Genomic DNA, 22,842 nt, shown 5'->3' on the forward strand with positions numbered 1-22,842 from the left:
ATGACACTTCATATTTCCTACCCCGCTGAGCTGCCCGTATCCGAGCGCCGCGAGGATCTGATGGCGGCCATTGCCGCAAACCAGGTGACCATCATCGCCGGCGAGACCGGTTCCGGTAAGACCACCCAGATCCCCAAGATGTGCCTCGAACTTGGCCTTGGAGACAAGGGCCTGATCGGGCATACCCAGCCGCGCCGCCTGGCAGCCCGTACTGTCGCAGAACGCATTGCCTCGGAACTGGACGTTGAGATCGGCCAGGAGGTGGGCTTCCAGGTCCGCTTCACCGGTGAGGTCAGTGCGTCAACCAAGATCAAGCTGATGACCGACGGCATCCTCCTCGCGGAGATCCAAAGGGACAAGCTGCTGCGCAAATACAGCACCATCATCATCGACGAAGCCCATGAGCGCAGCCTCAACATCGACTTCATCCTGGGTTACATCAAGCGCATCCTCCCCCAGCGCCCGGACCTCAAGATCATCATCACCTCGGCCACCATCGATCCCCAGCGCTTTGCCAAGCACTTCGGGAGTGAGGAAGCCCCAGCGCCCATCATTGAAGTTTCCGGCCGGACGTATCCGGTGGAGATCCGCTACCGGCCGCTGTCCCAGCCTGCCGGTGGGGATGAGGACACCTCTGACGATGAACTCGAAGAAGACCGGGATCCCCTGGATGCGGTGTGCGACGCAGTGGACGAGCTCGCCAAGGAAGCTCCCGGCGACATCCTGATCTTCTTCTCCGGTGAACGCGAAATCCGCGACGCCGCCGAGGCCATCAACGGCCGCATCCAGAGCAACCGCCGCCTCGCCGGGACCGAAGTACTGCCGCTTTTTGCGCGGCTGAGCCTGCAGGAGCAGCACCGGGTCTTCAATCCGGGGGGCAAACGGCGCATCATCCTGGCTACCAACGTTGCTGAGACGTCGCTGACCGTCCCGGGCATCAAGTACGTGATCGACACCGGCACCGCACGTATTTCGCGCTACTCCCACCGGACCAAAGTCCAGCGCCTGCCGATCGAGCGCGTCTCCCAGGCGTCGGCCAACCAACGCTCAGGCCGTTGCGGGCGCGTGTCCGAAGGCATCGCCATCCGTTTGTACTCAGAGGAGGACTTTGAGTCGCGTCCGCTGTTTACGGACCCGGAAATCCTTCGAACCAACCTCGCCGCGGTCATCCTCCAGATGACCGCCATGGGCGTTGCCCGCAGTCCCAAGGACGTGGAGAACTTCCCCTTTGTGGAGCCACCGGATTCCAGGGCAATCAACGACGGCGTGACGCTCCTGCGCGAACTCGGTGCGTTGAGTTCGCCCAAGTCAGGAGACGCAGGAGCGGGTGGCCGCGGCGGCAGCGGCCTCACCGCCGTGGGACAGAAACTGGCCCAACTGCCCGTTGATCCCCGGCTTGGCCGCATGATCGTTGAGGCAGGCAAGCGTGGCTGCGTCCGCGAAGTCATGATTCTGGCCGCTGCGCTCACCATCCAGGACCCCCGCGAAAGGCCGACGGACAAGCAGCAGCTGGCCTCGGAAAAGCACGCACGCTTCCGCGATGAGATCTCGGATTTTACGGGCTTCCTCAACCTGTGGAACTACATCCAGGAAAAGCAACGCGAGCTGTCCTCCACCCAGTTCCGCAAGCTCTGCCGCAACGAGTTCATCAACTATCTGCGGGTCCGCGAGTGGCAGGACCTCTTCACCCAGCTCCGGCAGCTGGCCAAGCCACTGGGCATCGCGCTGGACAACAAGCGTGAAGCCGATCCTGTGGGCAACTACGAGGGCATCCACATCAGCCTGCTCTCGGGGTTGCTGAGCCACATTGGGCTCCTCGATGAGCGCAAGCGCGAATACGCCGGTGCGCGTGGCAGCCGCTTCGCCATCTTCCCCGGTTCGGCCTTGTTCAAGAAGTCTCCGGCTTTTGTCATGGCAGCGGAACTGGTGGAAACCAGCAGACTGTGGGCCAGGGTCGCCGCCAAGTTCGATCCCCTGTGGGCTGAACAGGTAGCTCCCGACCTGGTGAAGCGGTCCTACAGCGAACCTCACTGGTCCTCACGGCAAGGCGCCGTCATGGCCCACGAGAAGGTCACCCTTTACGGTGTCCCGATCATTCCCAACCGCAGGGTCAACTACGGACGGGTTGATCCGGAGCTCTCCCGCGAACTGTTTATCCGGCACGCGCTGGTGGAGGGCGAGTGGAAGACCCATCACAAGTTCTTCCACCGCAACCGTGCCCTGCTCCAGGAAATCGAAGAGCTCGAGACCCGCATGCGGCGCCGCGACATCCTGGTGGACGACCAAACGCTCTTCGAGTTCTACGACGCACGCGTGGGCAAGGAAGTGGTCTCCGAGAGGCACTTTGATAAGTGGTGGAAGGACGCCCGTCAGGCCGATCCCACGCTGTTGGACTTCGACCAATCCCTGCTGATGAGCGAAGATGCAGATGGCTTGGACGACTCCGCCTATCCGAAGACCTGGGTGCACAAGGGCTTCGAGCTCCCCTTGAGCTACGAGTTCCATCCCGTGGCGCCAGGGTCGGCGCCCAACCCATCGGACGGCGTCACTGCCGAGGTTCCCGTGTTGTTCCTCAACCAGCTGGACGACGCCCCGTTCCGTTGGCAGATTCCGGGCCAGCGGGTAGAGCTTGTCACTGCCCTGATCAAGTCGCTGCCCAAACAGGTGCGGAAGAACTTCGTCCCGGCCCCGGATGTGGCCCGGCAGGCAACCGCGGCACTGGAAACGGACTTCGACCCCGCAACCGATGAGCTGGAGCCTTCCTTGGAACTGGTGCTCCGCCGGCTCCGCGGACACGTCATACCGCCCGGTTCCTGGAACTGGAACGCCGTACCGCCGCACCTGCGCGTGAGTTTCAAGGTGGTGGACAGCAAGGGCAAAATCCTGGACGAAGGCAAGGACCTCGCTGAACTCCAGGAAAAGCTTGCCCCCGCCACTCGCCGCGCCATCGCCGAATCGCTCGGCGCCACCCCAGCCACCACGGCACCGGCCAAGGCCGGTAAGGGAGCGGGAGCCTCTGGCCTGGCGAACGGTCAAGGGGCTGCGGCCAAGGCTTCGTCCACCGGCAATCCCGACGGCGTAGTAGCCGAACGCAGCGGAATCACTGAGTGGGACTTCGGCACCGTGGAACGGCAGGTAACACGTACCGTCAAGGGCCACGCCGTCACCGGCTTCCCGGCGGTGGTCGATGAAGGCAAGTCCGTGGCCCTTCGGGTCTTCCAGACCAAGGCCGAACAGGAGGCCGCCATGCGTGGCGGCGTCATCAGGCTTCTGGCACTGCGGATTCCGCCTCCTGACCGCTACGTGCTGGAGCATCTCAGCAATATGGAAAAGCTGACCTTCAGCCAGAATCCGCACGGATCTGTCAGTGCCCTGATCGCGGACTGCGCCCTGGCCGCCATCGACAAACTGACGCCCCAGGACCTGCCGTGGGACAGGAAGTCCTTCGATGCGTTGTATGAAGTAGTCCGTGCGGAACTGATCGACACCGTGTTTACGGTGACTGCCGTCGTCGAACGCGTTCTGGCAAGTACGCGGCGCATCCAAAAGGCGCTGAAGTCCAACGCCAGCCTGCCGCTGATCAGCGCCCTCAACGACATGAAGTCCCAGCTGGAGCAGTTGGTCTTTCCTGGCTTTGTGGCACAGACGGGCTACGCACAGCTCAGCCAGTTGCCGCGATACTTGCAGGCGATCGAAAAGCGGCTCGAAAAGCTCCCCGGCAACGTGCAGCGGGACAGCTTGAACATGGCGATCGTGCAAGCGCTGGAGGATGACTATGACGATGCGGTGTCCGCCCTTCTGCCCGGACGACGCGCAGGCACTGAGTTAACCCGGGTGCGCTGGATGATCGAAGAACTGCGGGTCAGCCTCTTCGCCGTAGAACTCGGAACCGCCTACTCCGTCTCGGAGAAACGCATCCGTACGGTGCTGAACCAGGCGCTCGCCCCGGCCTAGCATCGGTCAAAAACCCGGCGGCGCTGATTCAGCACCGCCGGGTTAACTTTGTCGAAGGTCTCAGTCCTGCGGGACGGCATCCCCATGCCCGGCCGAACGCAAGGCAGCACGAAGCTTCACGGCCGTGGCATCCATGATGGCGGGATCCGGATTGTGGTCCACGTTGTGGATCTCGAAGTCTGCAGTGGAATAAGCCGGCCACACGTGGACATGCAAGTGGTCCACCTCAAAGCCTTCCATCAGAACGCCTACTCTTTTGGCGTCAAACAGGTCCTCCTGGACCTTTCCGATGCTTTGCGCAACATCCATGACCTTGGCCAGCAGCTCGGGACGCGCGTGGGTCCATGAATCAACTTCTTCACGCGGCACCACCAGCGTGTGCCCTTGCGTCAGCGGTGCAATAGTCAGGAAAGCCACCACTTCGGCGTCCTTCCAGACGAAGCGGCCCGGAATCTCCCCGTTGATGATCTTGGTGAACAGTGTGCTCATGCGTCTGCCCTTTCGGATGGGTCCTGGAGTGTTGAGGTGTCCAGCACGAAACGGTACTTCACATCACCGGCCACCATGCGGTCGTAGGCCTCGTTCAGCTGGTCGGCCCGTACCATTTCGATGTCGCTGGCAACACCGTGTTCCGCACAGAAGTCCAGCATTTCCTGAGTTTCCTCGATGCCGCCAATCAACGAGCCGGCATAGGCGAGCCGGCGACGGATGAGCAGTCCGGGGCTGACCGGCGGCATCTCATCCGCGGGAAGGCCCAGCTGGAAGAGCGCCCCGTCCAGGCGAAGCGTGCGGAAGTAGGGGTTGAGATCGTGCGGTGCAGCAACAGTGTCAATAATGACGTCGATGCTCCTGTTGGCCGCTTCCATGGCATCGGCATCCTTGGACAGGACCACGTGGTCGGCGCCCAGCTCCCGGGCAGCGTCAAACTTGGATTCAGAGGTGGTAAAAACTGTCACTTCCGCCCCCATGGCCTTGGCAATCTTCACGGCCATATGTCCCAGGCCACCCAAGCCCACCACGCCCACGGCGTCGCCTTCTTCCACATCGAAATACCGCAGCGGAGAGTATGTGGTGATCCCGGCACACAGCAAAGGGGCTGCCGCTGCCGGATCAAGGGCTTCGGGAACACGCAGCACGAAGCGACGGTCCACCACTACCGACGTCGAGTAGCCGCCTTGGGTGATGGCGTCACCGTGCCGGGGGTCTGCGGCCCCATAGGTACCGATGTTGCCCCGCTCGCAGTATTGCTCCAGGCCGTCAAGGCAGCTCTCGCATTCACGGCAGGAGTCCACCAGACAGCCGACGCCGACGTAGTCGCCCGGCGTGAATTCCTTCACGGCGGAGCCCACGCGGGTTACCCGGCCAACAATTTCATGGCCTGGAACCAGTGGGTATGGAGGAACCCGCCATTCACCGCGCGTCGCATGGACGTCGGAGTGGCACAGTCCGCAAAACTCAATCCCAATCTCTACGTCATCTGCGGTGGGTGCCCGCCTCGCAAGGGTCAGGGGCACCAAGCCGCTGTCCGGGGACGTGGCACCGTACGCAGCAGCCAGGGTGGTGCTTCCGGTGTCACCGGTGTCCAGGGTGATGGGTTTGGCAAGGGGCGGGGGAACGGGGCGTCCTGGAGTCATGCTCCGACGCTACTCCCGGCAGCTGTGCTTCTGCCACTCGGCCCCACGCCGTCCCCGGAGCCTTCCTTCAACGGCTCACTGCCCACGGCCACCGGGTTGCCGGGGTTGTTGGACCACTGCGAGAAGGATCCCGGGTACAGGGCGGCTTTGTATCCGGCGATGTGCAGTGCCGCGATTTCATGGCTCGCTGTGACGCCGGATCCGCAATAGACCGCCACAGGGGACGAGCCATCCACGCCCAATGCTTCGAAACGACGGCGGAGCTCTTGGGCCGGCAGGAATGTTCCGTCGGGTGCGAGGTTCCCTGTGGTGGGGGCGCTCACGGCGCCGGGGATGTGCCCTGCCCGCGGATCAATCGGCTCTACTTCGCCCCGGTAGCGCTCCCCCGCCCGGGCATCGAGCAGGACTCCGCCCTGGTGCCACTGCGCGGCTTCGGCTTCGTTGATGACCGGCAGGCGTCCTTCGCCGAGGGAAACACTTCCGGCCACGGGCCTTGCCTCACCTGTCTCCTCCGGGTGACCGCCGGCGCGCCAGGCGGCGAGGCCGCCGTCGAGCAGGTAGACAGATTCCAAGCCCGCATTTCGCAGCATCCACCAAACGCGGGCCGCGGCCATGCTTCCGCTGTTGTCGTAAGCAACCACGGTATCGCCGTCGTTGATGCCCCATTGCCGCGCCGCATCCTGGAACCGTTCGGTCGATGGCAACGGATGCCGGCCACGGCCTGGCTGCGCATGGTCGGCAAGCTCTGTGGGGAGGTCCACGAACACGGCGCCGGGCAGGTGCCCGGCCAGGTACTCGCTGTGCCCGTCCGTCCGGCCGAGCACCCAGCGGACATCGAGAAGCACGGTCCGCTCCCCTGAATCGAGGCGATTGCGCAGTTCGGGGGGACTTATCAGCGTGGACATCTTTTCTCCTTCATTCCTGCGGCACGGGCTCCGTTGCTGCCGGCGCCCGATTTCCAGCCTAGGCTTATCCGGTGAGCAATTCGTGCATTCAGGACAGGGCATGGGCCAGCGAGGCCATCCGCAAAATCGAGGCCGAGAACAACCGATCAGCGGATACGCACCTTTATGCAGTCCCCCTCCCGGACCATTGGGGCGTCCAGCTGTACCTGAAGGACGAATCGACGCACCGCTCCGGCAGCCTCAAGCACCGCCTTGCCCGGTCCTTGTTCCTCTACGGATTGGTCAACGGCTGGATCACCGAGGGCACCACCATTGTTGAGGCCTCGAGCGGCAGCACGGCAGTCTCCGAGGCCTATTTTGCCCGGCTCATCGGACTGCCGTTCATCGCCGTGATGACCAAAACCACCAGCCCGGAAAAGATCGCCCTCATCGAGGAATTCGGCGGTGCGTGCCTGCTGGTGGACCACGCCTCCGAGGTGTACGCGGTGGCCGAAGAGACCGCGAAAACCTCCGGCGGCTACTACATGGACCAATTCACGCACGCAGAACGCGCCACGGACTGGCGCGGCAACAACAACATCGCCGAGTCGATTTTCGACCAACTCGCGCTTGAGGAACACCCCGTCCCGGAGTGGATCGTCGTGGGAGCGGGCACCGGCGGTACCAGCGCCACCATAGGCCGCTATCTTCGGTACAACCGCTACTCCACCCGCCTCGCCGTGGTGGACCCGGAAAACTCGGCCTTCTACCCCGCATGGCGCGACGGAGACGCCGCCACGGCAACGGGCCAGCCATCCAGGATCGAAGGCATTGGCCGGCCACGATCCGAGCCGAGTTTCGTGCCCGCGGTTATCGACCACATGATCCAAGTGCCGGACGCCGCCTCGGTGGCAGCCATGCGCCACCTCCGGAAACTCACGGGCCTGCATGCCGGTCCCTCCACGGGGACCAACCTGTGGGGCGTGTGGCAGTTGGTGGCCGGGATGGTCGCCGAAGGCAGACGGGGCAGCATCGTGTCGCTGATGTGTGACGGCGGGGACCGCTACGCGGGCAGCTACTACGACGCCGGATGGCTTGCGGCGAAGGGACTGGACCCCGCACCGCACGAGGCAGTACTGGAGCGGTTCCACCGCACAGGGGTGTGGACCGGCTAGACCTCTACAGAGTCGCGTGGGGCAAGACGCCGGTAGCTGGTCCCGTAGCGGGCACCGATACGGGTCACGTGGCCTTCAACAATGCCCCGCCCCAGTTCGTTAAGCAGGGCGTCGTGCACCGGGAACGCCCGGGGAGCACGGACCGAGATGACAAAATCGACAACCTCCCCCACCTTGGACCATGGAGCATGGATGGGCACCAGGAGGGTCTTGACGTCAATTCCGTCCGGGACCACGAAAGAGTCCCCAGGGTGAAACACGTTGTCATCGATCAGGTACCCTATGTTGGCCACCACCGGGATCTGGGCGTGGATCACTGCATGCTGGCCGCCGAACGTGCGCACGCTGAACCCTGCGGCGTCGAAACCGGAGTCCGGCTCAGCCGTGTGGACGCGGACTGCGACGTCGGATTCCTCACGCAGGGCTGCGGCAACCCCGGCTGGAGCATGGACCTCAAGCCCTGCGTTGCTCCGGAGCGCGGACACCAGGGCGGGCCGGTCAAAATGGTCATTGTGCTCGTGCGTAATAAGGACGGCGTGGGCGCCGGTCAACGCTTCCCCGGACTCGGAGAAGGTCCCGGGATCGATGACTAGAACGTTCCCGTCCTTCTCCAACCGGACACAGGCGTGGGTGTATTTGGTGAGCAACATGACCAAAGCCTAGGACCACCGGCTGAGAGTTTCCAAGCCTGCCCTGCTGGTAAAATTGGGGTTTGCCAGCATCCCCAGGGAAGTGAGTCCTTCAATGCCACACGGCACCAATTCCGCCACGACCGGCCCCTCGGCGCCGGCCACCAGCGGCGTCAAGGAGCAGCGCGTTACCAAGCAGCGCTTGGCCGTCAGCGCCGCACTGGACGAATTGGATGACTTCGTCAGCACCCAGGAGCTGTACCGCCTGCTGCAAAACAAGGGCATTTCAGTGTCCCTGGCCACCGCATACCGCATCCTTCAGTCGTTGGCCGACGACGGACTCATTGATGTCCTCCGCAACGGTGAAGGCGAAGCGGTTTACCGACGCTGCAACGTCACCGGCCACCACCACCACCTGCTGTGCCGCAACTGCGGCAAGGCAGTTGAAGTGGAGGCACCCGCCGTCGAGACCTGGGCAGCACGGACGGCTGCGGAACATGGCTTTACTGAAGTGGCCCACACCGTGGAAATCTTCGGCCTGTGCCCTGAGTGCACTGCCAAGAAGGCAGCCGGGACTCTCTAGAGGGCGCCTGCCGGCTGGTCCCGCGACACCCGTCCGTTGAGGCCCCTGTTGGCCCTGACCCGTCCGATCACCCTGCACACCACGTAGATCAGGAACGACAGCGTGGTGACGTACGGGCTGATGGGAATCCGGCTGCCGAGTGCCAGCAGGATTCCGCCAACGGTAGCCGTCATCGCGAAAACCACGCTCAGCACTACCACCAACCTGGGTGAGGTGGTCACCCGAAGCGCAGCTGCTGCCGGCGTAATCAGCAACGCGAGGACCAGCAGGGCGCCAACGATCTGGATGGACAGCGCCACACTGACACCCAGCAGCACCATGAAGCCAATGGCCAGGCCGCGAACCGGAACCCCCCTGGCTTCCGCCATTTCAGGGTCTACGCTGGCAAAGCTCAGCGGCCGCCAGATTGCCGCCAAGGCGATCATCACCACCACTGCAGTTCCTGCAAGAACCTGCAGCTGCACGGTGTCCACGGAAACAATCTGACCGGTGAGCAGTCCGAACTTGTTGGCCGCGCGGCCCTCATAAAGGGCCAGGAAAAGGATGCCCAGCCCCAGGCCGAACGGCATGATGACACCGATGATCGAGTTCTTGTCCCGCGCCCGGACGCCCATGAAGCCCAGCAGCACAGCGGCCGCCACTGAGCCGACCAAGGAGCCAAAGATGATGTCCGCACCGATCAGCAAGGCAAACGCAGCTCCGGCGAAGGACAGTTCCGAAATACCGTGGACAGCGAAAGCCAGGTCCCGCTTCATCACGAACGTGCCCACCAACCCGCCCAGCAGACCCAGTACGGCTCCAGCCCAAATGGAGTTCTGGACGAGGACCAGCAACTCGCCGTAGTTCTCGAAGTTGAAAATGGTCTGCAGAATCGTGTCGAGGTCCATCTAGAACTCCTCCCCGGCGGTTGCATGGGCATCGTCATGGAAGTGCGTGGTTGCGTCAGGGAGACCGACGACGACGATCCTTCCGTTGGCGTGGATGACCTCCACATGGCTGTTGTACAGCTCCGAAAGGACTTCCGTGGTCATGACTTCCTGGGGCGTTCCCACACGGAACTGGCCGCCGGCAAGGTAGAGGACCCGGTCAACATAGTCGATCACCGGGTTGATCTCGTGGGTCACGAAAACCACTGCACTGTTCCGCTCGTGGCATTGCTTGTTGATCAGCGAGCTGACGCCCTGCTGGTGGTGCAGATCCAGGGAAAGGAGCGGCTCGTCGCACAGCAGCACCTGCGGCTCCGTGGCCAGTGCTTGTGCCACCCTGAGCCGTTGCTGCTCACCCCCGGAGAGTTGCCCCACGGGCACCTTCGCATAGTCGGAAGCCCCCACCAGCTCGAGTAATTCATCTATCCTCGGGTTGACCTTACCGGCCGAGAACCGCATGCCCCACCTGTGCCCGTCGATTCCCAAGCCCACCAGGTCCCGTGCGCGCAAGGGTGTGTCTGGAGCAAACGACTTTTGCTGCGGGATGTAGCCGATCCGCTTGCTGCCTCGTTCCACCGGATGGCCGCCCAGGGAGACAGTCCCTGAATGCAGTTCCTGCAGCCCAAGGAGTACCTTCAGGAAGCTGGTCTTGCCGCTGCCGTTGGGACCCAGCACAGCGAAGAACTCGCCGGGATTGATGTCGAGGTCGAGATCCCGCCAGAGCGCCCTCTTGCCGAACTGAAGGCTCGCTCCGCGGAGGCTCACTACCGGTGTCAAAAGTTGTCCTCGATCCATGCGTCGCTGGGAACGCAGTCAGTGGTGCCGCTGGTATTCGCGGCCGTGCTGGTGGCAGGCAAAAGGCCCCGCAGCCATCCTGAATATCTTAGGACGTTGGCAGGGCCCTTCACCGCATAGCGGGTGTCGGGAAATGCTACTTCTTGAGTGCGGAGGAGACCGATTCCACGTTGTCGGACATCCACTGGAGGTAATCCTTGCCATCAGGCAGCGTCTCGGTGAAGTTCACCACTGGCACGCCCGCAGCTTCCGCGGCCCGCTTGACGGATTCAGTCTGCGGTCCTTCGGTCTGCTCGTTGTACGCCAGGAACCGCACGGATTTGGCAGAGACCAGGTCCGTGGTTTCCTTCAATACCGCGGCCGGGACATCTGTTTCCTCTTCAATGGCAGCGCTGTAAGCCTCCGGAGTCTTGTTTTCCAGGCCGGCAGCTTCAAGGAGGTACAGGGGCACGGGCTCGGTGACAGCTACCGGCGCATGGTCGTTTGCGGCCTTGACGGCGTCGAGTTTTCCGGTGAGGTCGGCGAGTTTGGTTTTGAAGGCTTCGGCATTGGCTGTGAAGGTCGCGGCCGATCCCGCATCCAGGCTGCCGAGCTTGGCAGCAACTGCATCGGCGAGCTTGCCCATGGTGTCCAAGCTGTACCAGACGTGCTCATTGAACTCGCCGTGGTTGTGGGTGTGGCCTTCTTCGCTGTGGGATTCCCCGCTGTGGGCTTCTTCTTCCGGGGCGAGCCCGGAGATTTCCACGGCGCTGATCATGTTTTCATGGCCGACTTTGGTCTCATCAGCAATTTTGTGGAGGAACTCGTCATAGCCTCCGCCGTTCTCCACCACGAGCTTGGCCTTGGAGATGACCAGCTTGTCCTGGGCACTTGCCTCATAGGAGTGCGGGTCCTGGCTGGTCTTGGTGATGATGGCGTTCACGTTGACTTTGTCCCCGCCAATGGCCTTCACAACATCCCCGTAGACATTCGTCGAGGTGACTACTTCAATGGCACCTGGCGACGATGAATCGCTTGCCCCTGCTGTCCCCGCGCAGGAAGAGAGAAACAGGGCGGCAAGGGCTGCGGAAGCGGCCATGGACAGGCGGGCGGCGGAACGACGCACGAGAACCTCGGATCTACTCAAAATGAGAATCAAACACAATTACTGGCAGATTCAAGTGTAACTCTAAATGGGAATGATTCCTATTTAGAGCCGGCCGGCGCCGATCGGGGTGCGATCGGCGCCGGCCTTTTCCGTGGTGCTACTTGACCTGTTGATCTCCATAGCGGCGGATACCGGTCGCCTGGGTGGCGTCGCGGATCTCACCAACCAACTGTTCAATGACGTCCTCCAGGAAGAGGACACCCTGGGTCTCTCCGTCGGCGCCGATGACACGGGCCAGGTGCGATCCCGTCCGCTGCATGACGGACATGGCCTGCTCGATTTCGTCGTCCGGCGCAAGGTTTGCAAAAGAACGGATGCGCCCCTCGGCGATGGGATGCCGCCGGCCCTCGTCCGGGATGGACAGGATGTCCTTCACGTGCAGGTATCCGGCGAGTTCGCCGTCGTCGTCCACCATGGGGAAACGGGAGAATCCCGTGCGGCTGACCGCCTTTTCCAGGTCCACCGGAGTAGAGGCAGTCTTAAGCACCACCAATTTGTCCAAGGGAACCATGATGTGCGAAGCCGTATGTTCCGAGAACTCCAGTGCGCCGCTCAACAAGCCAGTTTCGTCGTCCACCAAACCATGGCGTGTGGACTCCTGGACGATCGACTGCACTTCCTCCAGGGTGAACGAGGAGGACACCTCGTCCTTAGGCTCAATCTTCATCAGCCGCAGGATGTGGTTGGCCAGCCAGTTCAGGGTCCAGATGATGGGGTTCACCAGGCGTGCAATGAACATCAACGGCGGGGCCAACAACAGTGCCGCCTTGTCGGCTACGGAAACCGAGATGTTCTTCGGAACCATCTCGCCGAAAGTGACATGCAGGAACGTGACGAACAGCAAGGCGATCGCAAAGGCGATGATGTCCGCCAGTTCAACCGGAACGCCCACCAGCTCAAGGGGCTCGGCCAACAAGTGGTGGATGGCCGGTTCGGCAACCTGAAGGATCAACAGGGAACAGACGGTGATGCCCAGTTGTGCACAGGCAAGCATCAACGACACGTTTTCCATGGCGCGCAGTGTTGTCTGCGCGCGCTTTGATCCGGCTTCGGCCAAGGGCTCGATCTGGCTGCGGCGTGCAGACATGACGGCAAACTCGGCACCGACGAAGAAGGCGTTGCCGATCAGGAGAACAACGAGCCAGACAATTCCTACCCAGTCGCTCATACGGCCCCCGCTTCATGACGCGGATTCTCTGCGCTCTCCGGAGTGGACTCATCCGACTCAACATGATGGAAACAGATCCGGTCTATCCTTCGGCCATCCATCCTGGTCACCGTGAGCGTCCCGCCGCCCGTGTCCACGACGTCTCCCGTCCTGGCAATACGACCAAGCTGGCTCATGACATAGCCGCCCACAGTCTCATACGCGGACTCGTCGGGCACTGTGAGGTTGGGTATCTGCTCGGAAACCTCATCCGGCCGCAAGAGCCCCGGGAAGTACCAGTCGCCGGACGCGCTCTGCAGCACTCCGGGGCGGACCTTATCGTGCTCGTCAGCGACCTCACCGACGATCTCTTCCACCAGGTCTTCCAGGGTGGTGATTCCTGCGGTTCCGCCGTACTCGTCCAGTACGACGGCCAACTGCAGGTTACCCTCGCGCAATTCGGACAGCAGTGCATCCAGGTGGATGGTTTCGGGAACCTGCAGGACATCGGTCATGATCGCACCGGCCTCAAGCTTGGCCCGGCGCTCTGCCGGGACAGCCACGGCTTTCTTGACGTGCACCACGCCGCGGATATCGTCCGTGGAATCACCAATAACAGGGAAACGTGAATATCCGGTGCGCCGTGCGGCGTCGAGGATGTCGGACACAGGCTGGTCGGCGTCGATGGTTTCCATGCGGATGCGCGGTGTCATGACATCTGCCGCCGTACGCCCGGAGAAGTTCAGGGTGCGGGCAACAAAGTTGGCGGTCCCGGCGTCCAAAGTCCCCAGCTCAGCGGAGCGCCTCACCAAGGAGGCCAGCTCTGCGGGGGTCCTTGCCCCGGAGATCTCTTCCTTGGCCTCAAGGCCGAACAGATTCAGCACCTTGTTCGAGAACCCGTTAAGAACCACGATGGCCGGCTTGAAAACGGCCGTGAACATCAGCTGCGGGCGGGCAAGGCGCTTACCCAAAGGGAACGCAAGGGCGATGGCCATGTTCTTGGGAACCAGTTCGCCGATCAGCATCGACAAGAGGGTGGCGACAGCCATCGCCAGGATCAAGGCCACTGAATGTGCTGCCTCCGGACCAAGCCCCAGGGACGCAAGCGGACCCCCAAGAAGTTGCCCCAAGGAAGGTTCCATGACGAAGCCGGTCAGCAGCGTGGTCAGGGTGATCCCGAGCTGGCAACTGGAAAGCTGCGTGGACAGCGATTTGAGGCACTTCAGCAGCGGCGCAGCACCATGATCGCCGTTATCAACCGCACGCTGAACGCTGGCTTGGTCCAACGCAACCAGGGAAAACTCAACTGCTACAAAGAAGCCGGTACCCAGGATCAAGGCAAAGCCGGCGAGGAGAAGAATCCATTCCACTTAGCGCATCACTCCATGAGTGGGCGCGTGCAGTGGGGAGGGCGCCTTCAGCGGGGGGATTCGCCCCGGCGGAGGCTGGTCGGGTCCCACGGACGCATGGTCCGGAGAACCACCGGCTGTGGGCGCCGGCGCGTGATGGGCATCTGAACGGGTATTGCCGGCTCGACGGGCACGCTGTGCGGAGTTGCCAGATTGGCTCCCCCGACAGTTCCCAGGCCGGCACCTAGATTTACTGTCCATAAGACTTTCAGTCTACAGTCCAGCCGCCGGGCACCTCCAACAGCAGGCCTGGCTCCGCGACAAAAAAGGAGTGTCACCCTACTAAGTCAGCCGCAACATGATTTAGGTCACCACTATTGGCAGTTAACCAACGATCCTAACTAGACTGTCAGGGGTCTGAGTTCGCGGGACCCGGACCCTGTCCCATCGTTGCGGAAAAGCAACTTTGGCCAGCGGGAAAACAACACTCATGGAAGAGGCGTATTTCAAGTGCCAGAGCAGCCCAGCCACCGTCTACCAGAGGAATTTGGCGGAAACGAGTGGCTCGTTGACGAACTGTACGAGCGGTACCAACAGGACAAGAATTCGGTCGACACCAAGTGGTGGCCGCTCTTTGAATCCTTTGCTTCTGCTGACGGCACTTCTTCCAACGGAAACTCCGCAGCTCCTTCAGCTGCCAATCCACCCACCCAAGTACTTCCCGTGGTAGCCCCGGCTGCAGCGGCTCCGGCACCGGCGCCGGCCGCTCCTGCCGCTGCCGCGGAACCGGCTGCACCGGCGGCACCCGCCCCGGCGAAAAAAGCACCGGCCACCGTTGCCCGGGACGGAGCAAAGAAGCCCGCAGCCGGAACCACGGCACAGCCCATTCCTGCCCAGCTGCCCAAGAGCACCAAGGCGCCTACGGCACCTGAGGAAGATGTCGTTTCCGTCCTCCGGGGTCCGGCCAAGGCCATCGCCACCAACATGGTGACAAGCCTTGAAGTACCTACCGCCACGAGTGTCCGCGCAGTTCCCGCCAAGCTGCTCATTGACAACCGGGTGGTCATCAACTCCAACCTTGCCCGTGCCCGCGGTGGCAAGGTCTCCTTTACGCATCTCATCGGCTACGCCGTTGTCCGGGCGTTGTCCCAGTTCCCGTCGATGAACGTCTACTACGACGAAATCGACGGCAAGCCCAGTGCTGTGCAGCCCGCACACGTCAACTTCGGCATCGCCATTGACATGCCCAAGCCCGATGGCACCCGCCTCCTGATGGTTCCCAACATCAAGAAGGCCGAGACCATGGACTTCGCTGAGTTCTGGCACACCTATGAGGACCTGATCAAGCGCGCCCGTAACGGCAAGCTGACGGCAGACGACCACGCCGGCACCACGGTCTCCTTGACCAACCCCGGTGGCATCGGCACCGTGCACTCCGTGCCACGCCTCTCCAAGGGCCAGGCCGCCATCATCGGCGTCGGTGCCCTTGACTACCCCGCGGAGTTCCAGGGCGCCAGCGAGAAGATCATCGCCCAGAACGCCATCAGCAAGATCCTCACGCTGACGTCCACCTATGACCACCGTGTCATCCAGGGCGCCGGCAGCGGCGAGTTCCTCAAGCTTGTCCACCAGCTCCTGCTCGGTGCGCAGAACTTCTATGACGAGATCTTTGAAGCCCTGCGTATTCCCTACGAACCCGTCCGCTGGAGCCCGGACCTCCAGGTGGATCCTGCCGACGAGATCAACAAGGTTGCCCGCATCCAGCAGCTGATCCACTCCTACCGCGTCCGCGGTCACCTGATGGCGGACACCGATCCCCTGGAGTACGTCCAGCGCAAGCACCCGGACCTTGACGTCCTCACCTACGGCCTCACGCTGTGGGACCTGGACCGCGAATGGCCTACCGGCGGGTTCGGCGGCAAGCCGCAGCTCAAGTTCCGCGACATCCTCGGGGTCCTGCGTGACGCCTACTGCCGCACCACGGGCATCGAGTACATGCACATCCAGGAACCTGCAGAACGCAAGTGGTTCCAGGACCAGCTGGAGCACCCCTACTCCAAGCCGAGCCGTGAAGAGCAGCTGCGCATCGTTTCCAAGCTCAACGCAGCAGAAGCTTTCGAAACGTTCCTGCAGACCAAGTTCGTTGGTCAGAAGCGCTTCTCCCTGGAGGGTGGCGAGTCGCTGATTCCGTTGCTCGACGCCGTGATCTCGGACGCTGCCGACGACGGCCTGGACGAGGTTGCCATCGGCATGGCCCACCGCGGCCGCCTCAACGTGCTGACCAACATCGCCGGCAAGACCTACGCACAGGTCTTCCGCGAATTCGAAGGCACCCAGGACCCCCGCTCCGTGCAGGGCTCCGGTGACGTCAAGTACCACCTCGGTACGGAAGGCACCTTCACCTCGGACAACGGCAAGCAGACCAAGGTCTACCTCGCCGCCAACCCGTCCCACCTCGAAGCTGTGGACTCCGTCCTCGAAGGCATTGTCCGCGCCAAGCAGGACAGGCTGGATCAGGGCGAGTCGTTCCCCGTCCTGCCCATCATGGTCCACGGTGACGCCGCATTCGCCGGCCAGGGTGTTGTGGCTGAAACCCTCAACCTCTCGCAGCTGCGTGGTTACCGCACCGGCGGCACCATCCACGTGATCGTCAACAACCAGGTTGGCTTCACCACGGCGCCGTCGTCATCGCGCTCGTCCACGTACTCCACGGACGTTGCCAAGATGATCCAGGCACCGGTCTTCCACGTGAACGGCGACGACCCCGAGGCCGTGGTGCGTGTTGCCCAACTGGCCTACGAGTTCCGTCAGCGTTTCCACAAGGACGTTGTCATCGACATGGTCTGCTACCGCCGTCGCGGCCACAACGAGGGCGACGACCCCTCGATGACGCAGCCGCTCATGTACAACCTGATCGAAGCCAAGCGCTCCGTCCGCAAGCTGTACACCGAGTCGCTCATCGGCCGTGGTGATATCACCGAGGAAGAAGCAGAGCAGTTGCTCCGCGACTACCAGGAGCGCCTGGAGCGTGTCTTCGCTGAGACACACGCAGCGCAGACCTCGCCGATTCCGATCATCACGGCGGATTCCGCAGCTGTCTCGGACATCGAGCGTCCCATCGCCCAGCAGGCCGACTTCGGGACCAACTCCCCGGCGTCCACCGCCATTTCCGCTGAAACCCTTGCCCGCATCGGCAAGGCCCACCTGGAAATTCCGGATGGCTTCACGGTCCACTCCAAGCTGAAGCAGCTGCTGGAGAAGCGTGAGCAGATGTCCCGTGAAGGCGGCATCGACTGGGGCTTCGGCGAGATTGCGGCCTTTGGCTCGCTGATCATGGAGGGCGTGCCGGTCCGGCTGGCCGGACAGGACTCCCGCCGCGGTACGTTCGTGCAGCGTCACGCCGTCTTCCACGACCGCGCCAACGGCAACGAGTGGCTGCCGCTGGGCAACCTTTCCGATGACCAGGCCAAGCTGTGGATCTACGACTCCCTGCTGTCCGAATACGCAGCCATGGGCTTCGAATACGGCTACTCGGTGGAGCGCCCTGATGCCCTGGTCCTGTGGGAAGCGCAGTTCGGTGACTTCGTCAACGGCGCCCAGACCATCATTGACGAGTTCATTTCCTCGGCTGAACAGAAGTGGGGCCAGCGCTCATCGCTGGTGCTCATGCTTCCGCATGGATATGAAGGCCAGGGTCCGGACCACTCCTCTGCACGCATTGAGCGTTTCCTGCAGATGTGCGCCGAGGACAACATGATCGTGGCCAACCCCACCACCGCTGCCTCGCACTTCCACCTGTTGCGTCGCCAGGCCTACAGCCGTCCGCGCAAGCCGTTGATCATCTTCACGCCGAAGCAGCTGCTCCGCCTCAAGGGCGCCGCATCCGCCGTCGAAGACTTCACCACGGGTGGCTTCCGGCCGGTCATTGCCGATCCCGAGGTTCAGCCGGCCAACGTGGACCGCGTCATCCTGGTCTCGGGCAGGTTGTACTACGACCTCCTGTCCAACCGGCAGAAGTCCGGCGATACCTCCACTGCCATCATCCGCGTTGAGCAGCTTTACCCGCTGCCCAAGGCTGAGATTGATGCAGAATTGGCCAAGTACCCGAACGCCGACATCGTTTGGGCACAGGACGAACCTGCCAACCAGGGTCCGTGGCCGTTCATGGGCCTGAACCTGGCACCGGACCTGGACCGCAAGCTCCGCTTGGTCTCGCGTCCGGCCTCTGCCTCCACGGCTGCCGGTTCCATGAAGCGCCACGCCGCTGAGCAGGATGCCCTGATCAAGCAGGCGTTCGAACGCAAGTAGAGCGAAACTGCCCGGTCTGAGGAGTGAATGCGCCCCTCAGGCCGGGCAGTTCTGTTTAATGGAACAGGTATCCGGTTCCGGAACCGGCCGATGATCCGGCAAACCGTGCAAGGACCGTAACGAGTGTGAAGAGGTAACCGTGGAAGACAGGAAGCTGCGTATCGCAGCTGTAGGAGATGAACTGCTCGCGGGCCTGGGGGATCCCCGCGCCTTGGGCTGGCTCGGACGAGTGCTGGCCCGAACGCCCCAGGACGCCGTCGTAGTGGAGAGTTTCCCGCTCCCCTGCCCCATGGAAGGCACTGAGGGCTTGGCCGCCCGGTGGCAGGATGAAGCCGGAAGGCGCTTCAGCGACACCCACGAGAACCGCCTGGTGATCGGACTTTCGGGCCGCGACCTCGAGTTCGGCCTGTCCACGGCGCGCAGTCGATTGAACCTGGCCAACATCCTCGACGGAGCCTCGCACAGCAGCGTGGAGGTCTTCGTGGTGGGACCCCCGCCTACGCTGGACCCGGCACGAAACAAACGGCTCGCGGAACTCAACACAGCTTTCGCCGATGTCACCACGCGGCGCAACCACCACTACGTTGACACGTTCTCTCCCTTGCTCAATCATGAGCAGTGGAGGACGGACCTTGCAGCCAATGGGGGAACACCGGGCCAGGCCGGCTACGGATTGATTGCGTGGCTCGTCCTGCACCGCGGCTGGTTCCAATGGCTTAACATCGCTCAACCGGAGTAGCCACGACAGCAGACCATTGCCTCCAGGCTATTCGCGATATATCGTGATTTTATCAAACGCGATATATCGCAATTTGGAGGGATTATGTCTGAGGAACTATGGACCGTCACCGGCCCTCAAACCATTGATGTGGAAGATGTCCGCTCTCTGAAACTGGGAATCGTCAAGGGCCGCTTTGACGTTATGACCCACGACCAGCCTTCTGTCCGCATTGAAATCAGCGAAATCACCGGCGACCCCCTCACGGTAACGCTCGTGGACGGCCGTTTGGAAGTCCGCCACCAACTGCAAGGGCCGCAAGGGTGGTTTCGCAACCTGATGGGCACCGTCAACAACACCAGTACCAACTCAGTGGTTGTCGGCATCGCCCTTCCGCCCGGTGTGGATGTCGAGGCGGGAACGGTCAGCGGCGACGGCCTGGTATCCGGGATCAGCGGCCGGACACGCCTGAACACCGTCTCAGGCTCCGTTATGGCAGATGGAACCAGGGGCGAGTTGCACGTGAACACCGTCAGCGGCGAGGTCATCGTCAGGAACCACGACGGCGTTCTGACCGCCAAGAGCGTCTCAGGCGAAGTGACCGCTTCGGGCAAGTTCAAGAACGTCCGGGCCAGCACTGTCAGCGGTGACCTCAGCTTCGATCTCCAGGACTATACCAACGACCTCGGGGCGAACTCCGTCTCCGGCGACCTGACCATCAGGCTTCCCCACGACGTCGGCCTGGACATTGTGGCCAAGTCAGCCAGCGGAACCGTAGTGATCGACGACCAGATGTATGCCCAACCCGGCAGCAACGTGCACACGATTGTAGGCCCGGACGAAAAGCTCATGCTGGTGCGCACCAACACGGTCTCCGGCAAGACCTACATCATGCACGGGTCAGCACCGGCACAGGACAACAACCACCCGATCCCCGGGGAAGCGGGCCTCTGATGCCTCCCGTCTTTGCACACGGAGCCCTGCGCCTGTACCTGTTGGCGTTGCTCGAAGCAGGCCCCAAGCACGGCTATGAATTGATCAAGGCCTTGGGCGACCGGTTTGGCGGGACGTACTCCCCCAGCGCAGGGACCATCTATCCGCGCCTGGGCAAGCTGGAGGAAGAGGGCTTGGTAGCCACCGAGACCGAGGGCCGCCGCACCAAATACTTCATCACCGACGCGGGCCTCGCCGAACTTGATGGCCGCAGGGACGAGTTGGCCGACGTCGAAAACACCATTTCCGCCTCCGTCAGGCGGCTCGCCGACAACTTGCGCGAAGATATCCGGACCAATATGCGGGGCCTGCGGGCGGACCTTGCGGCCACTGCTGAAGCGGCCCGCACCACCGCAACCTCACCACCTTTCCGGAGCCGGCCCGGCGGCTACACCCCTGAGGGCCAGCGCCTGGTGAAGGAAGCCGAGCTCATGGTCCAGTCGTTCAGGGACGATATCCGGGTGGAGCTGCGCCTGCACGGTGCCTCACAACCGCTGACGCCTTTGGCACTGGAAACAGTGCGTACGGTACTGGACCAGGCGCGCATCTCGATCAGGAACTCGCTGCGCAATTGACGTGGAGTTGGCTTCTGCCGGCGCAACAACGTTCCCGGTTCGCGACCCGGCACCCGGATGTGCGAAACTGGAGGGCAGCTCTATTGAGTATCAATCATTGAAGGAGGCCAGCTATGAGCAAGCGTGCACGTAAGCGTCGTGACCGTAAGCGCGGCGGCGCGAACCACGGCAAGCGTCCCAACACCTAAGCCAGCGGCTTAGTGTCACAGGCTTAAGAGCGAGGGCCCCGGAAACCATGCGGTTTCCGGGGCCCTTGGCGTTTGCGTCCGCTGGGATCAGGCTTCTACCGGCTTGATGGAGTGAATCCTGTCCAGAATCGAGTTCTTAAGGTTCTCCGGGGCTGACTCGGTGCACGACCGTTTGACCATGGTACGGATGAGGCACTCGAGGTCATACTGCTCGGAGCACTCCTCACAGGTGTCCAGGTGCTGCTTGATCTCAGTGAGGTCCTCGCGGGTCAACGCGCCGTCGAGGTATTCGTAGATCCGCTGCATTCGCGTATCGTCGCAATCGCCCAATCCCTGGCAGTCGCTCATTTCTCTTTCTCCTGATTGTTGCTTCCGGCCGCGGCCTGGTCTTCGGTGTGGGCCCTGAAGCCCCGTTCGGTGGCGTAGTCCGCCAGCATGTCCCGCAGCATCTTCCTGCCGCGGTGCAACCGTGACATGACCGTGCCGATGGGAGTGTTCATAATTTCAGATATCTGCTTGTACGCGTAGCCCTCGACGTCCGCGAAGTAGACAGCCAGCCGGAATTCCTCCGGGATGGATTGCAATGCGTTCTTGACGTCGGAGTCCGGCAAGTGGTCCAGCGCCTCAGTTTCCGCGGACCTCAACCCCGCAGAAGTATGCGACTCAGCCTTGGCCAACTGCCAGTCCTCGATCGTGTCCGAGTTGGACTGCAGCGGCTCACGCTGCCGCTTCCGGTAGAGGTTGATATAGGTGTTGGTCAGGATGCGGTACAGCCACGCTTTGAGGTTGGTCCCTGGCTTGTACTGGTGGAAAGCCGAAAATGCCTTGGTATAGGCCTCCTGAACCAGATCCTCCGCATCCGAAGGGTTTCGTGCCATCCTCATGGCTGCCGAATACAACTGGTCCACATACTGCATGGCGTCGCGCTCGAAACGCGCACGCCGCTGCTCGGGAGTCTCCGAAGCGACATCGACGTCGGGTGCGGCCACTGCGTCTTCCGCGCCGGCCGCCTGGTACATGGCCGCTGCGGCCGGTTCCGTGGTGCTCATCGTTGCCAAGTCTACTGTCAGCTGCGGGGAATCCGGCTGTGTGCCGTACCCGCGCTCCGGTAGAACCACACGGTCCTTAACCAAAGTCAAAAAATCAACTCCGTTCACCAAGGCGGCAACACCGTGCCGCAGTCCGGTCTCCACCGCACCACTAGTTCACAACGGCCGCCGGTGGGTAAATATTCCGCAAAGGTGCAAGACTAGAGCAGACTGCACCCCTTGAACACAAGACCCATTGACATAGTGTGGCAAGCCATCCAGGAGGCAAGACATGTCTGTTATCCGTTTTCTCGCGCGGCCCATGCTCGCGTCCAGCTTCGTCGTCGCAGGCCTTGACAAGCTCAGGAACGCAGACGATACCGCCAAGCAGCTCTCGCCCGTCCTTCGACGGGCCTCGGAATCGCTGCCCTTCAAAGCCGATGAGAAGACCCTCGCGCGCGTCCTTGGAGGCGCCCAGTTGGGGGCCGGCGCATTGCTCGGGCTTGGGAAGCTCACCCGTTTTGCCGCAACGGTGCTGGCTGTCACATCGGCGTTGAACTCCTACGTCGAATGGCGATCAGCGGATATCAGCACCAAGGAAGGGCGGAGCGCACGCAAGGCCCAGTTGCTGAAGAATATTTCCCTGACAGGCGGGGTCCTTCTTGCCTCGGTTGATACCGAGGGACGCCCCAGCATTGCCTGGCGCGCGGAGCACTTGGCTGCCGACGCCAAAAAGGTGACGGGCAAGCAGATCAAGCGGGCAGACAAAGCAGTACGCAAGGCCGTAGACAACGCAGTTGGAGCATAAG

Annotated in this window: 20 protein-coding genes; 9 read left to right on the top strand and 11 right to left on the bottom strand. The window is 62.4% G+C overall.

Going from position 1 to position 22,842, the window contains the following annotated elements; genetic code table 11:
* Positions 1-3,954 (top strand): ATP-dependent RNA helicase HrpA, encoded by a 3,954-nt coding sequence (hrpA, locus tag ABQM86_RS13580; protein ID WP_369744665.1) that lies wholly within the window; start codon positions 1-3, stop codon positions 3,952-3,954.
* 60 nt (positions 3,955-4,014) lie between these two features.
* Here hrpA and ABQM86_RS13585 read toward each other — a convergent pair whose 3' ends face one another.
* The 3 genes from ABQM86_RS13585 to ABQM86_RS13595 are packed head-to-tail and all read right to left on the bottom strand — an operon-like array spanning position 4,015 to position 6,493.
* On the bottom strand, positions 4,015-4,443 hold the full coding sequence (locus ABQM86_RS13585) for an HIT family protein (protein ID WP_280623099.1): 429 nt from the start codon (positions 4,441-4,443) through the stop codon (positions 4,015-4,017).
* Positions 4,440-5,588 carry an NAD(P)-dependent alcohol dehydrogenase gene (locus tag ABQM86_RS13590; RefSeq protein WP_369744666.1) on the bottom strand — a complete coding sequence of 383 codons (1,149 nt, stop codon included), beginning with the start codon at positions 5,586-5,588 and terminating at the stop codon, positions 4,440-4,442. Before ABQM86_RS13590 ends, ABQM86_RS13585 begins: the two co-directional genes overlap by 4 nt.
* The gene (locus ABQM86_RS13595) at positions 5,585-6,493 is read right to left on the bottom strand and encodes a sulfurtransferase (protein WP_369744668.1); all 909 of its coding nucleotides are present in this window, start codon (positions 6,491-6,493) and stop codon (positions 5,585-5,587) included. The genes ABQM86_RS13590 and ABQM86_RS13595 overlap by 4 nt, the downstream gene beginning before the upstream one ends.
* 71 nt (positions 6,494-6,564) lie before the next feature.
* Here ABQM86_RS13595 and ABQM86_RS13600 point away from each other — a divergent pair, with 71 nt between their 5' ends.
* Entirely contained in the window at positions 6,565-7,647 is a 1,083-nt protein-coding gene (locus ABQM86_RS13600) for a PLP-dependent cysteine synthase family protein (RefSeq protein WP_337339720.1), read from the top strand.
* Here ABQM86_RS13600 and ABQM86_RS13605 read toward each other — a convergent pair.
* Complete coding sequence (locus tag ABQM86_RS13605) at positions 7,644-8,297, bottom strand: MBL fold metallo-hydrolase (RefSeq protein ID WP_369744670.1); 654 nt, start codon at positions 8,295-8,297, stop codon at positions 7,644-7,646. The two genes, ABQM86_RS13600 and ABQM86_RS13605, sit on opposite strands and share 4 nt — an antisense overlap.
* A 94-nt stretch (positions 8,298-8,391) precedes the next feature.
* On the opposite strand from ABQM86_RS13605, the gene ABQM86_RS13610 reads away from it, so the two are divergent.
* Positions 8,392-8,859 carry a Fur family transcriptional regulator gene (locus ABQM86_RS13610; RefSeq protein ID WP_207593926.1) on the top strand — a complete coding sequence of 156 codons (468 nt, stop codon included), beginning with the start codon at positions 8,392-8,394 and terminating at the stop codon, positions 8,857-8,859.
* On the opposite strand, the gene ABQM86_RS13615 is transcribed toward ABQM86_RS13610, so the two are convergent.
* The 5 genes from ABQM86_RS13615 to ABQM86_RS13635 form a co-directional block, all read right to left on the bottom strand.
* A complete protein-coding gene (locus ABQM86_RS13615; RefSeq protein WP_089595564.1) occupies positions 8,856-9,746 on the bottom strand; it encodes a metal ABC transporter permease in 891 nt (296 codons plus the stop codon). The two genes, ABQM86_RS13610 and ABQM86_RS13615, sit on opposite strands and share 4 nt — an antisense overlap.
* A complete protein-coding gene (locus ABQM86_RS13620) occupies positions 9,747-10,580 on the bottom strand; it encodes a metal ABC transporter ATP-binding protein (protein WP_207593928.1) in 834 nt (277 codons plus the stop codon). It lies immediately after the preceding gene.
* Positions 10,581-10,716: 136 nt separating this feature from the next.
* The gene (locus ABQM86_RS13625; RefSeq protein ID WP_369744672.1) at positions 10,717-11,718 is read right to left on the bottom strand and encodes a metal ABC transporter solute-binding protein, Zn/Mn family; all 1,002 of its coding nucleotides are present in this window, start codon (positions 11,716-11,718) and stop codon (positions 10,717-10,719) included.
* A gap of 106 nt (positions 11,719-11,824) precedes the next feature.
* Positions 11,825-12,895, bottom strand: coding sequence for a hemolysin family protein (locus ABQM86_RS13630; RefSeq protein ID WP_089595567.1), 1,071 nt, complete (start codon positions 12,893-12,895; stop codon positions 11,825-11,827).
* Positions 12,892-14,244 (bottom strand): hemolysin family protein, encoded by a 1,353-nt coding sequence (locus tag ABQM86_RS13635; RefSeq protein ID WP_207593930.1) that lies wholly within the window; start codon positions 14,242-14,244, stop codon positions 12,892-12,894. Before ABQM86_RS13635 ends, ABQM86_RS13630 begins: the two co-directional genes overlap by 4 nt.
* 489 nt (positions 14,245-14,733) lie before the next feature.
* On the opposite strand from ABQM86_RS13635, the gene ABQM86_RS13640 reads away from it, so the two are divergent.
* The 5 genes from ABQM86_RS13640 (at position 14,734) to ABQM86_RS13660 (ending at position 21,005) form a co-directional block, all read left to right on the top strand.
* Positions 14,734-18,531 carry a multifunctional oxoglutarate decarboxylase/oxoglutarate dehydrogenase thiamine pyrophosphate-binding subunit/dihydrolipoyllysine-residue succinyltransferase subunit gene (locus ABQM86_RS13640; protein ID WP_207593931.1) on the top strand — a complete coding sequence of 1,266 codons (3,798 nt, stop codon included), beginning with the start codon at positions 14,734-14,736 and terminating at the stop codon, positions 18,529-18,531.
* Positions 18,532-18,670: 139 nt separating this feature from the next.
* Positions 18,671-19,270: a GDSL-type esterase/lipase family protein gene (locus ABQM86_RS13645; protein ID WP_207593932.1), complete on the top strand. Its 600-nt coding sequence runs from the start codon at positions 18,671-18,673 to the stop codon at positions 19,268-19,270.
* A gap of 84 nt (positions 19,271-19,354) precedes the next feature.
* Positions 19,355-20,203 carry a DUF4097 domain-containing protein gene (locus ABQM86_RS13650; protein ID WP_369744673.1) on the top strand — a complete coding sequence of 283 codons (849 nt, stop codon included), beginning with the start codon at positions 19,355-19,357 and terminating at the stop codon, positions 20,201-20,203.
* The gene (locus tag ABQM86_RS13655; protein ID WP_369744675.1) at positions 20,203-20,817 is read left to right on the top strand and encodes a PadR family transcriptional regulator; all 615 of its coding nucleotides are present in this window, start codon (positions 20,203-20,205) and stop codon (positions 20,815-20,817) included. The genes ABQM86_RS13650 and ABQM86_RS13655 overlap by 1 nt, the downstream gene beginning before the upstream one ends.
* Positions 20,818-20,930: 113 nt before the next feature.
* Positions 20,931-21,005 (top strand): 50S ribosomal protein bL37, encoded by a 75-nt coding sequence (locus ABQM86_RS13660; RefSeq protein ID WP_369299106.1) that lies wholly within the window; start codon positions 20,931-20,933, stop codon positions 21,003-21,005.
* An 87-nt stretch (positions 21,006-21,092) separates the two neighbouring features.
* On the opposite strand, the gene rsrA is transcribed toward ABQM86_RS13660, so the two are convergent.
* Positions 21,093-21,353 carry a mycothiol system anti-sigma-R factor gene (gene rsrA / locus ABQM86_RS13665; RefSeq protein ID WP_159707456.1) on the bottom strand — a complete coding sequence of 87 codons (261 nt, stop codon included), beginning with the start codon at positions 21,351-21,353 and terminating at the stop codon, positions 21,093-21,095.
* Complete coding sequence (locus ABQM86_RS13670; RefSeq protein WP_089597498.1) at positions 21,350-22,144, bottom strand: sigma-70 family RNA polymerase sigma factor; 795 nt, start codon at positions 22,142-22,144, stop codon at positions 21,350-21,352. Before ABQM86_RS13670 ends, rsrA begins: the two co-directional genes overlap by 4 nt.
* Positions 22,145-22,325: 181 nt before the next feature.
* On the opposite strand from ABQM86_RS13670, the gene ABQM86_RS13675 reads away from it, so the two are divergent.
* The gene (locus ABQM86_RS13675) at positions 22,326-22,841 is read left to right on the top strand and encodes a DoxX family membrane protein (RefSeq protein ID WP_207593935.1); all 516 of its coding nucleotides are present in this window, start codon (positions 22,326-22,328) and stop codon (positions 22,839-22,841) included.
* Position 22,842: the final 1 nt, after the last annotated feature.

Origin of the sequence: Paenarthrobacter sp. AMU7, assembly GCF_041200195.1 — a bacterium.
Classification (GTDB): Bacteria; Actinomycetota; Actinomycetes; order Actinomycetales; family Micrococcaceae; genus Arthrobacter.

What these genes read in the sequence shown, in the direction of transcription:
- hrpA (WP_369744665.1), top strand. Translation starts at nt 1, where the DNA reads ATGACACTTCATATTTCCTACCCCGCTGAGCTGCCCGTATCCGAGCGC.
- ABQM86_RS13585 (WP_280623099.1), bottom strand. Translation starts at nt 4,443, where the DNA reads ATGAGCACACTGTTCACCAAGATCATCAACGGGGAGATTCCGGGCCGC.
- ABQM86_RS13590 (WP_369744666.1), bottom strand. Translation starts at nt 5,588, where the DNA reads ATGACTCCAGGACGCCCCGTTCCCCCGCCCCTTGCCAAACCCATCACC.
- ABQM86_RS13595 (WP_369744668.1), bottom strand. Translation starts at nt 6,493, where the DNA reads ATGTCCACGCTGATAAGTCCCCCCGAACTGCGCAATCGCCTCGATTCA.
- ABQM86_RS13605 (WP_369744670.1), bottom strand. Translation starts at nt 8,297, where the DNA reads ATGTTGCTCACCAAATACACCCACGCCTGTGTCCGGTTGGAGAAGGAC.
- ABQM86_RS13610 (WP_207593926.1), top strand. Translation starts at nt 8,392, where the DNA reads ATGCCACACGGCACCAATTCCGCCACGACCGGCCCCTCGGCGCCGGCC.
- ABQM86_RS13615 (WP_089595564.1), bottom strand. Translation starts at nt 9,746, where the DNA reads ATGGACCTCGACACGATTCTGCAGACCATTTTCAACTTCGAGAACTAC.
- ABQM86_RS13620 (WP_207593928.1), bottom strand. Translation starts at nt 10,580, where the DNA reads ATGGATCGAGGACAACTTTTGACACCGGTAGTGAGCCTCCGCGGAGCG.
- ABQM86_RS13630 (WP_089595567.1), bottom strand. Translation starts at nt 12,895, where the DNA reads ATGAGCGACTGGGTAGGAATTGTCTGGCTCGTTGTTCTCCTGATCGGC.
- ABQM86_RS13650 (WP_369744673.1), top strand. Translation starts at nt 19,355, where the DNA reads ATGTCTGAGGAACTATGGACCGTCACCGGCCCTCAAACCATTGATGTG.
- ABQM86_RS13655 (WP_369744675.1), top strand. Translation starts at nt 20,203, where the DNA reads ATGCCTCCCGTCTTTGCACACGGAGCCCTGCGCCTGTACCTGTTGGCG.
- rsrA (WP_159707456.1), bottom strand. Translation starts at nt 21,353, where the DNA reads ATGAGCGACTGCCAGGGATTGGGCGATTGCGACGATACGCGAATGCAG.
- ABQM86_RS13675 (WP_207593935.1), top strand. Translation starts at nt 22,326, where the DNA reads ATGTCTGTTATCCGTTTTCTCGCGCGGCCCATGCTCGCGTCCAGCTTC.